Consider the following 14,956-nt stretch of genomic DNA (forward strand, 5'->3'; position numbering starts at 1 on the left):
TTCCTTGTAGGATTTGGGATAAAGCAGCACATCACTCAATGCCTGCCGGGAGGCATTTACCAAAAGATTTCGCGCCAGCCAAAGCGGCAAGCTCACAAATCCCCGGTCGTTTACACAAGTAAGCGACCGGGGTGAATGAACGCAGCCAACTCAGGCGTGGCGCGAAAGATAATCATCAATCAGAGCGTGACGCCGCTTTTGAAAATAGCCAGTTCACGGAAATCGTTTTTCTCGTTACAGGTCTTTTTGCCGTTCGCGATATCGACGATCACATCCACGAACTCGCTCAGCAGTTGCGGCATCGCTTTGCCGTGAATCAACTGACCGGCATCATAGTCGATCCAGTGTTTTTTCTTCGCCGCCAGTTCGCTGTTAGTGGCGATTTTCACCGTCGGCACAAAACCACCGTATGGCGTACCGCGACCGGTACTGAACAGCACCATATGGCAGCCCGCGCCGGCCAACGCGCTGGTGGCAACAGCATCGTTACCGGGTGCGCTCAGCAGGTTTAAACCGTGGGTTTTCAGACGCTCACCGTAACGCAGCACGTCCACCACCTGGCTGGCACCCGCTTTTTGCGTGCAACCCAGTGATTTCTCTTCAAGCGTGGTGATCCCGCCCGCTTTATTACCCGGTGATGGGTTTTCGTAAATCGGCTGATTATGCGCGATAAAGTACTGTTTGAAGTCGTTGACCATGGTGACGGTCTTTTCAAAGGTACTTTCGTCGCGGCAGTGACTCATCAGAATGCGTTCCGCGCCGAACATCTCTGGGACTTCGGTCAGCACGGTAGTGCCACCGTTGCCGATTACGTAATCCGAGAAACGCCCCAGCATCGGGTTGGCGGTGATGCCGGAAAGGCCATCAGAGCCGCCGCATTCGAGGCCGAATTTCAGCTCACTCAGTTTGCCCGGCTCACGCTTGTCGTTGCGCATCGCCTGATACAGTTCATGCAAATGCTCAAGACCGGCTTCCACTTCGTCATCCTGGTGTTGGCAGACCATAAAGTGGACGCGTTCCGGATCGAATTCACCGAGTGTCTGACGGAAGGCGTCGACCTGGTTGTTTTCACAGCCCAGACCAATCACCAGCACCGCGCCTGCGTTCGGGTGACGCACCATGTTTTGCAGCATGGTGCGGGTATTAATGTGGTCATCCCCCAGTTGGGAACAACCGTAGGTGTGGCTGAACAGGTAAACGCCGTCGATATCTTCGGCGTCCTGCGTCTCTTTCAGGAAACGGCTCTGGATCTGACGGGCAATACCGTTCACACAGCCGACCGTCGGCAGGATCCACAACTCGTTGCGGATCCCGACTTCGCCGTTAGCGCGGCGGTAGATCTGAATGTCACGATCCGCCGCCTGTGCGCCTTCCTCCTGAAAATCAGGTTGATAGCTATACTCGTCCACATCGCTCAGATTGGTACGGGCATTATGGGAATGGATGTACTCGCCCGACGCGATATCTGCAGTCGCATGACCAATTGGCAGACCATACTTGACAACATTTTCACCTTTGGCGATAGGTTGCAGGGCAAACTTGTGCCCGCGCCCCACCGCCTGGCGCAGCCGAACGGTCTGGTTGTCGATAACGACTTCCGCGCCTTCAGCGAGATCCGCCAGTGCTACCGCAACGTTATCCAGCGAATGGATCTTGATGTATTGCATATCAACCTCAAACGGCCTTAGTTCAGTTCAATCGCGAAGTAGTCACGCGCATTGTTAAAGCAGATGTTTTTCACCATTTCGCCCAGCAGTTGAATATCCGCCGGGGCTTCGCCCGCTTCGACCCAGCGGCCAATCATCTGGCACAGGATGCGACGGAAATATTCGTGGCGGGTGTAAGACAGGAAGCTGCGGCTGTCGGTCAGCATGCCGACAAAGCGGCTCAGCAGACCCAGTTGCGCCAGCTGTGTCATCTGACGTTCCATGCCATCTTTCTGGTCGTTAAACCACCAGCCGGAACCGAACTGCATTTTGCCTGGCATACCTTCGCCCTGGAAGTTGCCGATCATGGTGCCCAGCACCTCGTTATCACGCGGGTTCAGGCAGTACAGAATAGTTTTCGGCAGCAGGTTCTCTTCATTCTGCTTGCTCAGCAGTTTAGAGAGCTCTTCCGCCAGCGGACGGTCGTTGATGGAATCGAAACCAACGTCCGGCCCCAGCAGTTTGAACTGACGCAGGTTGTTGTTACGCAGCGCGCCGATGTGGTACTGCTGCACCCAACCGCGACGGGCGTATTCCGCGCCCAGCCATACCAGTACCGCGGTTTTAAACTGCGCCACCTCTTTCTCACCAAGCGTTTCACCTGCCAGGCGACGCGCCAGGATGCTATCCAGTTCAGATTCGCTGGCTTCAGCAAACAGCACCACGTCCAGCGCGTGGTCAGAAACTTTACAGCCGTGAACCGCGAAGTGATCCAGGCGTTTGCTCAGCGCAGTTTGCAGATCGGCAAAACGGCGGATGTCGGTATCAGACACTTCGCCCAGTTTCGCCATGTAATCGTTGAACGTGGCTTGTTCAATGTTGAACGCCTTATCCGGACGCCAGCTCGGCAGCACTTTGATGTGGAAAGTGCCATCTTTGGCGATCGAAGCGTGGTGTTCCAGCGAGTCAATCGGATCGTCGGTGGTGCCGACCATTTTCACGTTCATCTGCTGCATGATGCCGCGCGCGGAGAATTTATCCTGCGCCAGCAGTTCATTACCCCGGTTCCAGATTTCGTCGGCGGTAGACGGCGACAGCACCTTACCTGTAATACCAAAGGGACGACGCAGTTCCAGATGCGTCCAGTGGTATAACGGGTTACCAATGGTGTGCGGCACGGTCGCGGCCCAGGCGTCAAACTTCTCACGATCGGAAGCGTCACCGGTACACAGGCGCTCAGGTACGCCGTTGGTACGCATGGCGCGCCATTTGTAGTGATCACCTTTCAACCAGATGTCATACAAGTTCTTAAAGCGGTAGTTGTCTGCGATCTGTTGTGGCGGCAAGTGGCAATGGTAGTCAAAAATCGGCTGGTCTTTTGCGTAGTCGTGGTACAGACGGCGAGCAAATTCGGTATCTAACAGAAAATCTTCGGTCATAAACGGGGTCATTATCGTCTTCCTCTAAACGAGTGCGTCTGATGCTTACCTTTAATGCTGACAAAGTTATCACACCAATTTCCATAGACCGAAGATATTTTCGTGAGTTGGATCAATAAAAGCAGACAAAAACTGACAATCCATGCGCCTGAATATCCCGCTAACCCGCGCCGTTTCTGGCTTATCCCGGCAAAGTTAAAGACCACACAAAGAAAAACACTTTTGTGATGTCACTCACCTTTTCAAGTTGTATGACAAGTTATCTTTCCTGCCGTCGAACACATAAGCCGACGGAATGCATTCCCGATAAAAAGTTAATCGGATTTTTTGGGTACGGATACCGACTTAAACACGCTTACTTATGGCAAGGTTTGGGCCGTACCGGGAGTTCTCCCGGTTACGTCCTCCCCGTTTCATCCTCCGAACGCGATCGCAGGATGGCCGCGCAGGCGGTAATAACATAACGATGAGGTTTACATGCGTAAAATCAAAGGATTACGTTGGTACATGATAGCACTGGTGACGGTCGGCACCGTGCTGGGCTACCTGACACGTAACACCGTAGCGGCTGCCGCTCCAACCTTGATGGAAGAGCTGCACATTACCACTCAGCAATACTCTTACATCATTGCGGCTTATTCCGCGGCTTATACTGTTATGCAGCCTGTTGCAGGCTATGTACTGGATGTTCTGGGCACCAAAATTGGTTATGCCTTCTTTGCGATCACCTGGGCGGTGTTCTGCGGCGCGACTGCGCTGGCGGGAAGCTGGGGTGGTCTGGCACTGGCGCGTGGCGCGGTGGGTGCCGCTGAAGCAGCGATGATCCCGGCGGGCCTGAAAGCGGCGTCCGAATGGTTCCCGGCGAAAGAACGTTCTATCGCGGTGGGCTACTTCAACGTCGGTTCTTCTATTGGTGCGATGATTGCGCCGCCGCTGGTGGTGTGGGCAATTGTCATGCATAGCTGGGAAATGGCGTTCATCATCTCTGGTGTGCTGAGCTTTGCTTGGGCGATGGCCTGGCTGATTTTCTATAAACACCCGCGCGATCAGAAAAAACTGAGCGAAGAAGAGCGCGAGTACATCATTGGTGGTCAGGAAGCGCAACACCAGACCAACAACGGCAAGAAAATGTCCGTCTGGCAGATTCTGGGCACCCGTCAGTTCTGGGGTATCGCGCTGCCGCGTTTCCTGGCAGAACCAGCATGGGGTACGTTTAACGCCTGGATCCCGCTGTTCATGTTCAAGGTTTACGGTTTTAACCTGAAAGAAATCGCCATGTTTGCCTGGATGCCGATGCTGTTCGCGGACCTGGGTTGCATTGTGGGTGGTTATCTGCCGCCGCTGTTCCAGCGCGTCTTCGGTGTGAACCTGATTGTTTCCCGTAAAATGGTGGTGACCATGGGCGCGGTACTGATGATTGGCCCGGGTATGATTGGCCTGTTCACCAGCCCGTATGTGGCAATCGGCCTGCTGTGTATCGGTGGTTTTGCTCACCAGTCTCTGTCCGGTGCGCTGATTACCCTCTCTTCTGACGTATTTGGTCGTAACGAAGTGGCAACCGCGAACGGTCTGACCGGTATGGCAGCATGGACAGCAAGTACCCTGTTTGCGCTGGTGGTGGGTGCGCTGGCAGATACCATCGGCTTTAGCCCGCTGTTTGCCGTGCTGGCGCTGTTCGACCTGCTGGGTGCCGTGGTTATCTGGACCGTGCTGAAAAACAAATCAGCCGAAGAGGTCGTGAAAGAGCATTCGCTTGGCGGCCCCGCCGCACAAAGCTAAACCTCAATTTTGATACTTAAAAAAGCCGCCTGGTGCGGCTTTTTTACTATCTGCGATGGTGAGAAAGCAGTAAAAGTGGTATAACAAATCTATTATTGCCCTTCTTTTTCCTGGAGCTCACATATGGAAATCTCCGAGTCACGACGTTTGTACCAGCAGCTTGCCGCGGAGCTTAAAAGCCGTATTGAGCAAGGCGTCTATCTGGTGGGAGACAAACTGCCCGCCGAGCGCTTCATCGCCGATGAAAAAAGCGTAAGCCGGACCGTGGTTCGTGAAGCCATTATCATGCTTGAAGTGGAAGGGTATGTTGAAGTTCGCAAAGGCTCCGGCATTCACGTGATCTCCAACGTGGCACGCCACACCCAGGCACCGGATGAAAACCTTGAGTTCGCCAATTACGGCCCGTTTGAACTGCTGCAGGCTCGTCAGCTTATCGAAAGTAACATTGCTGAATTCGCCGCCACCCAGGTGACGAAACAGGACATCATGAAGCTGATGGAAATTCAGGATAATGCGCGTAAAGAGAAGTGTTTTCGCGATTCTGAGTGGGATTTGCAGTTCCATGTGCAGGTTGCGCTGGCTACGCAGAACACGGCACTTGCGGCCATCGTCGAAAAAATGTGGACGCAGCGTGTGCACAACCCGTACTGGAAAAAATTGCACGATCACATTGATTTACGCACCGTGGACAATTGGTGTGACGATCATGACCAGATCCTGCGCGCGCTGATTCGCAAAGACCCGCACGCGGCGAAACTGGCGATGTGGCAACATCTGGAAAATACCAAACAGATGCTGTTTAACGAAACCAGCGATGATTTCGAATTCAACGCCGATCGCTATTTGTTTGCGGAAAACCCGGTGGTGCATCTTGATACCGCCGCAACCGGCAGTAAGTAAAAAATGTCCCACAAGGCGCACACTTACGCTGCGCCTGACCCGGTTTAAGGTAAGTAAACCGTCTAGAGTGTCAGCCTTTGTAAATAGCCTCGCCTCCCCCTGCCGCGACAAGCAAAATCATCACTGAAACTCATTTTTCTGACTGACTCATAACGTCGGCATTTGTTACAATTAGATGCATTTGTCATCATATAAGTTAGTGCTTGCTCACAACGTCTGTTACCAGAATATGCCGTATCGAGTGTGCCACGAGCGACCATAATGTATTAAAGATAATCGCCGTGCCGTTCCGGGCGTGACGTAAACCGATGTACCAGGAACACTGAATGGAACTTTTAAGCCAATTACTTCATGCCCTCTGGAGCCAGGATTTCGCGACACTCTCGCAGCCAGGCATGATCGGCATGCTTTATTTTGTTTTATTTGTCATTTTATTTCTTGAAAACGGCCTGCTTCCGGCCGCGTTTCTTCCGGGTGATAGCCTGTTGGTACTGATTGGCGTGCTGATTGCAAAAGGCGCGCTGGGATATCCGCAAACCATTTTGCTGCTGACCGTGGCGGCAAGTCTGGGTTGCTGGCTCAGTTACATTCAGGGGCGCTGGCTGGGTAATACGCGCATTGTGCAAAACTGGTTATCGCATCTTCCCGCGCATTATCACCAGCGCGCGCACCATCTTTTCCACAAACATGGCCTCTCCGCCCTGTTGATTGGTCGTTTTATTGCATTTGTTCGCACTCTGTTACCAACTATTGCCGGACTTTCTGGTCTGAGTAATGCCCGCTTCCAGTTTTTCAACTGGATGAGCGGCCTGCTGTGGGTGCTGATACTGACCACGCTGGGTTATCTGCTGGGCAAGACGCCGGTGTTTCGTAAATACGAAGATGCCCTGATGTCCTGCCTGATGTTGCTTCCGGTAGTATTACTGGTGATTGGCCTTGCTGGCTCACTGGTGGTGCTCTGGAAGAAAAAATACCGCAATCGGGGTTAAGACCATGGAATTGCAACGTCCCTTTTTACGCTGGTTACTGATGGGTGTCGCGGCGATAGCCGTTTTCAGCGTGATGTTTTTCGCCTGGACGACGCTGCAACACCGTGAATCAACGCTGGCGATCCGCCCAATTACGCAAAATGTCAGCGTGCCGGATGGTTTCTCTGTCTGGCACCACCTCGATGCCAACGGCATTCACTTTAAAAGTATTACGCCGCAGGACGACACGCTGTTAATCAAGTTTGAATCCAGTGAGCAGAGCGCGGCGGCGAAAATCGTGCTCGATCGCACCTTACCTCATGGTTACATCATTGCCGCTCAGGACGATGATAACAGCCAAACTTCCGCGTGGCTGACCCGCCTGCGCAACAGCACACATCGATTCGGTTAACCTTTCCAGGATTCTGAATCTTTTCACTCACTTTGGTGTTTAGCCGTTTACTTACTATGCTTGAGTACACGGAACCAGAGTTCGCTTTATGTCACTGGACGCTGGCGTAACCATCGTTTCGCTGGCCAACAATGGAAGGTTCTCGATTATGAAAAACCGCATCGCACTGGCGCTGGCCCTTTTTTCGCTGAGCGCATTTTCCCAGGCGGCTTCGCCCTGCCAGGAAAAGGAACATGAGATCCAGCGTGAAATCAGCTATGCCGAAAAGCATAACAATCAGAGCCGAATTGACGGTCTGAACAAGGCGCTACGAGAAGTGCGCGCCAACTGCTCTGACAGCAAGCTGCGCGCCGCCCATCACAAAAAAATCGCGGAGATGAAAGACGAGGTGGCCGAGCGCCGCCACGATCTGAATGAGGCCAGGCAAAAAGGCGATGCGGACAAAATAAGCAAACGCGAGCACAAGCTGAAAGAGGCGCAGGCGGAACTGAAAGCCCTGGAAGCGCGTGACTACTGATTTAATGGAAATAACCACTCACTCACCTGGAGAGAATTATGTCGAAAGATAATGCTGACCATTTGCGCGCTGAGTTGAAATCCCTGGCGGATACGCTGGAAGAAGTGCTGAGCAATTCCAGCGATAAGTCGAAAGAAGAGCTGAGTAAATTACGCACCAAAGCGGAACAGGCGCTGCGCGACAGCCGTCACCGTTTGGGCGAAACCGGCGATGCGCTCGCCCGCCAAACCCGTGAAGCGGCTGCGCGTACCGATGAGTATGTACGTGAAAACCCGTGGGCCAGCGTAGGTATCGGCGCCGCCGTCGGCGTGGTGCTGGGCGTACTGCTGTCGCGTCGCTAAGATGACGGATTTGCGAAACGCGCAAGGGCCGGGCAAAAGCGTACTGGGAATTGGTCAACGCATTGTGACCATTCTTGTTGAAATGGTTGAGACCCGCCTGCGGCTGGCGGTTGTCGAGCTGGAAGAAGAGAAAGCGAACTTATTCCAGCTGCTGCTTATGGTAGGGCTGACCATGCTTTTCGCCGCATTTGGCCTGATGAGTCTGATGGTGCTGATTATCTGGGCCATCGATCCGCAATATCGCCTGAACGCGATGATTGCAACCACCGTCGTGTTGCTGGTGCTGGCATTAATAGGCGGCATCTGGACATTGCGTAAAGCGCGGGCCTCGACGCTGCTGCGTCATACTCGCCAGGAGCTGGCAAACGACCGTGCCTTGCTGGAGGAGGATAAGTGAGCGGCAAAGCGGAACGTCTGAAGCGCAAAGCACGTTTGCTCAGTGAGATCCAACAACAACGTCTGGATCTCACAGCCAGCCGTCGCGAATGGCTGGAAGCAACCGGAGCCTACGATCGCGGCTGGAATACGCTGCTCAGCTTGCGTTCCTGGGCGCTGGTGGGCAGCAGCGCGATGGCGATATGGTCCGTTCGCCACCCCAATATGCTTGTGCGCTGGGCTAAACGCGGTTTAGGCGCGTGGAGCTTATGGCGGCTGGTCAAATCGACGCTCAACGCAACGCACTGAAACACAATCACAGCACGGCTTACGCGGGCGATGGTTATCCATCGCCCGTTTGCTTTTCTGTTTGCTCAGTTTTTTTGAAAAATTTCGACAGTTTTCCTTGCTAACAATCTTTTCCCGTCACGATTACTATCCTCTCCATCGACAGCAAGCACGCGGCATCCGCCCGTAATTGCAGACCTTTTACTGAAAGCCGCTATTGTGGTTCCCTGGAGAGAAAGATGAAAAAATTAGAAGATGTTGGTTTCCTGGTTGCTCGTATTCTGATGCCGATTCTGTTTATTACCGCAGGCTGGGGCAAAATCACCGGTTATGCAGGTACTCAGCAATATATGGAAGCGATGGGCGTGCCGGGGTTCTTCCTGCCACTGACCATTCTTCTTGAGTTTGGCGGCGGTCTGGCGATTCTGTTTGGTTTCCTGACCCGTACTACAGCACTGTTCACCGCAGGCTTCACGCTGCTGACCGCGTTCATCTTTCACAGCAACTTTGCGGAAGGCGTGAACTCGCTGATGTTCATGAAAAACCTGACCATCGCTGGCGGTTACCTGCTACTGGGTATTACGGGTCCGGGTGCAATCAGCATCGACCGCGTCCTGAATAAAAAATGGTAAGCGCTCTATACTGAGTGAAGAGATTAAAGCGAGGAGACCACTCCTCGCTTTTGCTATTCAGAAGGAGGAGACAAAATGGGACAACTGATAGACGGCGTCTGGCACGACACCTGGTATGACACCAAATCCACCGGCGGACGTTTCCAGCGCTCGGTATCCGCATTTCGCAACTGGCTTACCGCAGATGGCGCACCAGGTCCTTCTGGCGAAGGTGGCTTTGCCGCCGAAAAAGACCGCTATCACTTATATGTTTCACTCGCCTGCCCGTGGGCGCACCGCACACTTATTCTGCGTACGCTAAAAGGCCTTGAATCGTTTATCTCTGTTTCCGTGGTCAACCCATTGATGCTGGAGAACGGCTGGACATTTGACGATGATTTTCCGGCGGCAACTGGCGACACGCTGTACCAACACGAATTCCTCTATCAGCTTTACCTGCATGCCGACCCGCACTATACCGGGCGCGTTACGGTGCCTGTGCTGTGGGATAAAAAGAATCACACCATTGTCAGCAATGAATCGGCGGAAATCATCCGCATGTTCAATACCGCTTTTGACGGTCTGGGTGCCAAAGCGGGGGACTATTATCCGCCAGAGCTGCGCGAGCAGATCGATGACCTGAACGGCTGGATCTACGACAACGTGAATAACGGTGTCTATAAAGCCGGTTTCGCCACCAGCCAGCAGGCGTATGACGAAGCGGTAGTCAATGTTTTCAATGCGCTGGAACGCCTTGAACAGATCCTCGGTCAGCACCGCTATTTGACGGGCGATCGATTAACAGAAGCGGATATCCGCCTGTGGACAACGCTGGTACGTTTTGATCCAGTCTATGTCACGCATTTCAAGTGCGATAAACACCGCATCAGCGACTATCTGAATCTGCACGGCTTCCTGCGCGACATTTATCAGATACCGGGCATTGCGCAAACGGTCGATTTCGCGCATATCCGCAACCACTATTACCGCAGCCACAAAACCATTAACCCGACCGGAATTATCTCTATCGGGCCGTGGCAGGATCTGGATGAGCCACACGGACGCGACCTGCGTTTCTCCTGATCTTCCGGGCGCGTTTCACCGCGCCCAAATTATTTCTCGCCGGGTTTTCGCTTTGTATTTTTGCCGTCTATTCTTACAGGGATCGTTGAGAAAACAACGGATTGACCGTTGATCGAGGTGGGAAATGGACTGGTATTTTAGGGTACTGAGCAACTACGCGACATTTCACGGACGCGCGCACCGCCGCGAATTCTGGATGTTCACACTGGTCAACCTTATCCTCTTTGGCGTGCTGTATGTGGTCGACAGGATCATCGGCTGGCACCTGTTAAGCCAGATTTACGCCCTGCTGGTGCTGGTGCCAAACCTGGCGGTTCAGGTGCGCCGCCTGCATGATACCAACCGGAGCTGGCGCTGGCTGTTACTGCTGCTGTTTCCGGTGATTGGCTGGTTGATGCTGCTGGCGTTTTACAGCCAGCGCGGCACACCGGTAGAAAACCCCTTTGGCCCCGAACCGAAAGCGTTCCCCTGAAATACATTGCTCCACCAACGTGGAGCAATGGCTTATTTACCGGCAAACAGCTTGGGAATTTCCCGCAGACACCAGGCTTTCGCTTCACCCATACTGTCGCGACGCCAGGCCATAATAATATCCACCTGGCTGGTATATTCCGGGCTCACAACACGTAAGCGGCCTTCAGCGATATCCTGCTCCACCAGTGGATAAGGCATGGTCGCCACACCCAGGCCGGACAGCAGCGCCTGGCGCTTATCTTCAATCGTGCTGACCGTCAGCCTTGGCTGCTTATCCAGCAACTGCACCGTCAGCACCGGACGCTCGCGGGCGGTATCGGCAACGGCCACGCCGCGGTATTTCACGCGCGTCACTTCCGAGAGCGGTTCCGCCTCCTGATGGATCGGGTGATCCGGCGCAGCGACGTAGACATTCATCACCGAGTAGAGCTTGCGTGAGTTGATTTCCGACGAGGAGCGAAAGTGCATATCCGGCGCGACAACAATATCGGCGCGCCCCTGTTCCAGCCGCTCCCACGCCCCGGCCAGCACTTCAGTAATGAGCGATAACTGCGTATTGGCTTTTGCCGCCAGCCGGTCGACCAGCGGAAACAGCTCGACCGTCGGCACCAGCGCTTCAGTGACCAGTGTGAGATGCGTCTCCCAGCCGCGCGCCAGCGCTTCTGCATCAGTCGTCAGTTTATCGGCGGCTTCCAGCAGCACGCGACCGCGCTCCAGCAGCATGCGCCCGACATTGGTGAATTTTGTTCGGTGCCCGGAGCGGTCAAACAACACGACATCCAGCTCTTCTTCAAGTTTTTGCATGGTATAGCTGAGCGCAGAAGGCACGCGTCCCAACTCATCCGCCGCCGCGGCAAAGCTTCCACGCCGGTCAATCGCATCCATCACACGTAACGCTTCCAGCGTCAGCGCCCTTTCTTTAGCCATGAGTGTTCTCATTCAGGAAATTTGAACATACCGGGCAGAATATCTGGCTAACAATGCAGCGTCCATACCTTTAACATTGTTTTAAGTAAAGAGAGGTCAACAATTATGATTACTACGCGTACTGCGAAACAATGCGGACAAGCTGACTTCGGCTGGCTTCAGGCCCGCTACACTTTTTCTTTTGGACATTACTTCGACCCGAAATTGCTGGGCTATGCCTCCCTGCGCGTGTTGAACCAGGAAGTGCTTGCCCCAAGCGCATCGTTCCAGCCACGCACCTACCCGAAAGTGGATATTTTAAATCTGATTCTGGAAGGCGAAGCGGAATATCGCGATAGCGAGGGCAACCATGTTCAGGCGAAAGCCGGTGAAGCGTTGTTAATTGCCACCCAGCCCGGTATCAGCTACAGCGAGCATAACCTGAGCAAAGACAAATCATTAACGCGCATGCAGTTATGGCTGGATGCCTGCCCCGAGCGTGAAAACCCGCCGGTGCAAAAAATGACCATTGCCGATGTGGCGCAGCAACTGCTGGCGTCCCCTGATGGCAGCCAGGGAAGTTTGCAACTCCGCCAGCAAGTGTGGCTGCACCATATTGAACTTGCCAAAGGCGAAGAGTTGCAGATTCAACTGCATGGCCCGCGCGCCTATTTGCAATCGATTCACGGTACGGTGCACGCCGTGACACATTGCGAAGCAAAAGAAGCCCTGACCTGCGGTGATGGTGCGTTTATTCGTGACGAGGCTAACATAACACTCGTTGCCGATACGCCGCTTCGCGCTTTGCTGATAGATTTACCCGTGTGATAGTTGCGTTACGTAAGTGAGTAAATGAAATGAGCAGCACAATGAATTTTATGACAGACCCTACACAGCAAACCCCACTCCCCGCCCTGGCTGGATTCGGTTATGAAGAGATGCTGACAGAGCTGGAAGCTATTGTCGCAGAAGCCGAAATCCGCCTTGCGGAAGAAGAAGCCACCGCCTGACCCATAAGCCCCGGCGCATAAGACCGGGGCAAATCTCTCCGGAACATACTGTGGTTTTACGCGCACTTAGCGCACGCGGTTTCGCGCCTGAAACTGCCCCGGCGTGCTGCCAAAGCGCAGCTTAAATGCGGCGATAAAAGCACTGACGTTATCGTACCCGCAGCGTTCTGCCGTCTCACTCACCGACTCCCCGCGCAGCAGATGCGCCATGGATGCAAGGACCTTTGCCTGCTGTCGCCACTGACTAAAACTCAGCCCGGTTTGTTCACTGAACAAGCGGCTTAATGTTCTGACGCTCAAACCACAGCAACACGCCAGTTGCGCCTGATTTGCCGCATTGTGTGGCTCCGACAGCAGCAGTTCAGCCACCCGCTTCGCCCGGCGATCCTGCGGCAGCGTTAACTGCAACGGCGCGCCTGGCGCCACGCGAATCTCCTCCATCATCACCGCCAGAAGCGATGCCTGGCGAGCCGGGTCGCACTGCGTTATACGCTCCATCAACAGCATCATAAACGGATCGGCAGGCCACACGCCCGCGAAAGCGGGGGCATCATCATGGTTGAATTGCAGGCTATGCCCTTCCACGTCGCCCACGCTCCAGGCGCAGTGGCGCATATGCGCAGGAAACCAGCCGACTGTCGCGGGCGTTAGTGCCCATTGCGCCTGCTCCGTTTTCACAATCATCATCCCCCGCTGAATGCAAAACAGCTGGCCGGTGACGTGCTGGTGCCACTCGGTGGTGTGCTTGTTGTGATGCGTGAGCCGCTGGTTTTGTACGATCAACATGGCTGATAAACAGTATTTAATGTCCTGATACGGTTAATATACCAACGCGGTGTGGCGATATCCTCTTTATAAGCACAAATGAGGAGAACAAAGATGGATATCACCCAACGTATCGCCCTGGCATTGCGCAGTGTCGTTTGCCACCCTGACCATAACGAAGCGAAAATCCGTGAATTCTTCTCGCCGGATTATCAGCAAATTGTCGACGGACAGACGCTTGACTTCACTGGCTTTGTTGAACATATGGCCAGGCTCAAACACCTGACGCACGCCATTGATGTGACTGTGGTCGCTATTGCCGGGCAAAACAATAATGTATTGACCCACCATCGTGTGGCGGTAAGTAAGAAAGATGGCACTCAGGCACACATTGACGTGTTTGCGCATTTCACGCTGGAAAACGGGTTAATCACCCGCTGCGAGGAGTTAACCCGGCTGGTGCAGGGCACGGCGCAAGACCGTTCACTGGGCAGCGTCAGATAACAGGGTTTTGTTACGCTCGGTCACTTCCTGCACGAAACGGCGGAGGATCTCCGCCGCGCCTGGGGCGGGCAGCACGCTGGCCACTAAGCTGTCGGCATCGGTGCCCTCTTTTTCGATGTGCGCGCGGTTCAAACGCAGCAGATCGGTAGCGATTTCCGGCGTCATTTCCGGGTGGAACTGCACCGAAATGGCCCGAGGTCCGTAGCGAACAATCTGATGATTATCATGCGCGGAAGAGGCCAGTACCGTTGCACCAATGGGCAAGCGTGTCACCGTTTGTCGGTGCGTTAAATGCGCAGGGAAGCTCTCTGTCAAATGGCTTAGTAGCGGATCGTTAGCCGCCGCCACATGCAAATAAACGGTTTTTGTCCCCGCTTCACGGCCCTGCGGATGGTATTCAACATTCCCGCCCAGGGCCCAGGACATCAATTGATGACCATAGCAAACGCCAAAGAGCGACATCCCAACCGCAATGGCTTCGCGGATCCACTCTGCTGTCTTCTCGCTCCACGGCAGCCTGTCAGACACCATCGCCCATGAACCAGTAATGATCGCTGCCCGCCGCGCATCCGGGGCTGGTAGCGTTTCGCCTTCAAAGACGCGAACCACTTCCACCTCTTCAGGATCACAACCAATCGCCCGGCAAAACCAATGCGGAATATCCCCGTGGGCATCACGTAAAGGTTTCGGGGCATCCCCCATCTGAATAATGATCAATGATTTTTGTTCCATGACGGCAGCGACTCCCGCGATGTTAGTTTCAAAACCGTTTAAGAACATGTTAGTGCTTTTCGCCAGACTTCCGACGGGATATTTATTTATAAGGTTAGAAGTGCCGGTGCTTAACGGTACGGCGCACGCAAAAACAAAACGCCTGCACGTTGTCAGCTTCTGAGCGCAAAACCCCCGCAAGATTACGCCTGCGGAGGACTTGAAGA

Annotated in this window: 18 protein-coding genes and 1 pseudogene; 14 read left to right on the top strand and 5 right to left on the bottom strand. The window is 54.0% G+C overall.

The genetic code is table 11. The features are described 5' to 3' along the window. Positions 1 to 179: 179 nt before the first annotated feature. Together IP581_RS20190 and uxaC are read right to left on the bottom strand one after the other, a co-directional pair. Positions 180 to 1,667, bottom strand: coding sequence for a UxaA family hydrolase (locus IP581_RS20190; RefSeq protein WP_065369434.1), 1,488 nt, complete (start codon positions 1,665 to 1,667; stop codon positions 180 to 182). 17 nt (positions 1,668 to 1,684) lie between these two features. Further along, positions 1,685 to 3,097, bottom strand: coding sequence for a glucuronate isomerase (gene uxaC / locus IP581_RS20195; RefSeq protein WP_193821245.1), 1,413 nt, complete (start codon positions 3,095 to 3,097; stop codon positions 1,685 to 1,687). 465 nt (positions 3,098 to 3,562) lie between these two features. Between uxaC and IP581_RS20200 the strand changes: the two genes are divergently transcribed. From IP581_RS20200 to IP581_RS20250, 11 genes are all read left to right on the top strand, one after another. Next, the gene (locus IP581_RS20200; protein WP_017457406.1) at positions 3,563 to 4,864 is read left to right on the top strand and encodes an MFS transporter; all 1,302 of its coding nucleotides are present in this window, start codon (positions 3,563 to 3,565) and stop codon (positions 4,862 to 4,864) included. Positions 4,865 to 4,987: 123 nt separating this feature from the next. Further along, the gene (gene exuR / locus IP581_RS20205) at positions 4,988 to 5,764 is read left to right on the top strand and encodes a transcriptional regulator ExuR (RefSeq protein ID WP_020455378.1); all 777 of its coding nucleotides are present in this window, start codon (positions 4,988 to 4,990) and stop codon (positions 5,762 to 5,764) included. A gap of 326 nt (positions 5,765 to 6,090) precedes the next feature. After that, on the top strand, positions 6,091 to 6,753 hold the full coding sequence (gene yqjA, locus IP581_RS20210; protein WP_017457404.1) for a DedA family general envelope maintenance protein YqjA: 663 nt from the start codon (positions 6,091 to 6,093) through the stop codon (positions 6,751 to 6,753). A 4-nt stretch (positions 6,754 to 6,757) separates the two neighbouring features. Continuing rightward, positions 6,758 to 7,144, top strand: coding sequence for an EnvZ/OmpR regulon moderator MzrA (mzrA, locus tag IP581_RS20215; protein ID WP_086870187.1), 387 nt, complete (start codon positions 6,758 to 6,760; stop codon positions 7,142 to 7,144). A 148-nt stretch (positions 7,145 to 7,292) separates the two neighbouring features. Beyond that, positions 7,293 to 7,661 (top strand): DUF1090 domain-containing protein, encoded by a 369-nt coding sequence (locus IP581_RS20220; protein WP_193822733.1) that lies wholly within the window; start codon positions 7,293 to 7,295, stop codon positions 7,659 to 7,661. A 38-nt stretch (positions 7,662 to 7,699) separates the two neighbouring features. Continuing rightward, positions 7,700 to 8,002, top strand: coding sequence for a DUF883 family protein (locus IP581_RS20225; RefSeq protein ID WP_086870186.1), 303 nt, complete (start codon positions 7,700 to 7,702; stop codon positions 8,000 to 8,002). Position 8,003: 1 nt separating this feature from the next. Continuing rightward, positions 8,004 to 8,399, top strand: coding sequence for a phage holin family protein (locus IP581_RS20230; RefSeq protein ID WP_017457400.1), 396 nt, complete (start codon positions 8,004 to 8,006; stop codon positions 8,397 to 8,399). Beyond that, entirely contained in the window at positions 8,396 to 8,686 is a 291-nt protein-coding gene (locus tag IP581_RS20235) for a YqjK-like family protein (protein ID WP_017457399.1), read from the top strand. The genes IP581_RS20230 and IP581_RS20235 overlap by 4 nt, the downstream gene beginning before the upstream one ends. A 218-nt stretch (positions 8,687 to 8,904) precedes the next feature. Beyond that, on the top strand, positions 8,905 to 9,297 hold the full coding sequence (locus tag IP581_RS20240; protein WP_020455382.1) for a DoxX family protein: 393 nt from the start codon (positions 8,905 to 8,907) through the stop codon (positions 9,295 to 9,297). Between the two features lie 75 nt (positions 9,298 to 9,372). Continuing rightward, complete coding sequence (locus IP581_RS20245; protein ID WP_193821246.1) at positions 9,373 to 10,359, top strand: glutathione S-transferase family protein; 987 nt, start codon at positions 9,373 to 9,375, stop codon at positions 10,357 to 10,359. 124 nt (positions 10,360 to 10,483) lie between these two features. Next, on the top strand, positions 10,484 to 10,831 hold the full coding sequence (locus IP581_RS20250; RefSeq protein ID WP_017457396.1) for a DUF805 domain-containing protein: 348 nt from the start codon (positions 10,484 to 10,486) through the stop codon (positions 10,829 to 10,831). 32 nt (positions 10,832 to 10,863) lie between these two features. Here the strand turns inward: IP581_RS20250 and IP581_RS20255 are convergent, their stop codons facing one another. Then, a complete protein-coding gene (locus tag IP581_RS20255) occupies positions 10,864 to 11,760 on the bottom strand; it encodes a LysR family transcriptional regulator (RefSeq protein ID WP_017457395.1) in 897 nt (298 codons plus the stop codon). Positions 11,761 to 11,865: 105 nt separating this feature from the next. Here IP581_RS20255 and IP581_RS20260 point away from each other — a divergent pair, with 105 nt between their 5' ends. After that, positions 11,866 to 12,567: a pirin family protein gene (locus tag IP581_RS20260; RefSeq protein WP_193821247.1), complete on the top strand. Its 702-nt coding sequence runs from the start codon at positions 11,866 to 11,868 to the stop codon at positions 12,565 to 12,567. Between the two features lie 92 nt (positions 12,568 to 12,659). Next, positions 12,660 to 12,749, top strand: a pseudogene (gene yhaL / locus IP581_RS24055) (protein YhaL); the annotation flags it as partial. A gap of 66 nt (positions 12,750 to 12,815) precedes the next feature. On the opposite strand, the gene IP581_RS20265 reads toward yhaL, so the two are convergent. Next, positions 12,816 to 13,535, bottom strand: coding sequence for a helix-turn-helix domain-containing protein (locus IP581_RS20265; RefSeq protein ID WP_017457392.1), 720 nt, complete (start codon positions 13,533 to 13,535; stop codon positions 12,816 to 12,818). A 93-nt stretch (positions 13,536 to 13,628) separates the two neighbouring features. On the opposite strand from IP581_RS20265, the gene IP581_RS20270 reads away from it, so the two are divergent. Further along, positions 13,629 to 14,018, top strand: a complete 390-nt coding sequence (locus IP581_RS20270; protein ID WP_193821248.1) for a nuclear transport factor 2 family protein — start codon at positions 13,629 to 13,631, stop codon at positions 14,016 to 14,018. Here IP581_RS20270 and IP581_RS20275 read toward each other — a convergent pair. After that, on the bottom strand, positions 13,998 to 14,750 hold the full coding sequence (locus tag IP581_RS20275) for a glutamine amidotransferase (protein ID WP_097400748.1): 753 nt from the start codon (positions 14,748 to 14,750) through the stop codon (positions 13,998 to 14,000). The genes IP581_RS20270 and IP581_RS20275 overlap by 21 nt on opposite strands. Between the last annotated feature and the right edge of the window lie 206 nt (positions 14,751 to 14,956).

The organism is Kosakonia pseudosacchari, from assembly GCF_015167415.1.
Lineage (GTDB): Bacteria > Pseudomonadota > Gammaproteobacteria > Enterobacterales > Enterobacteriaceae > Kosakonia > Kosakonia pseudosacchari.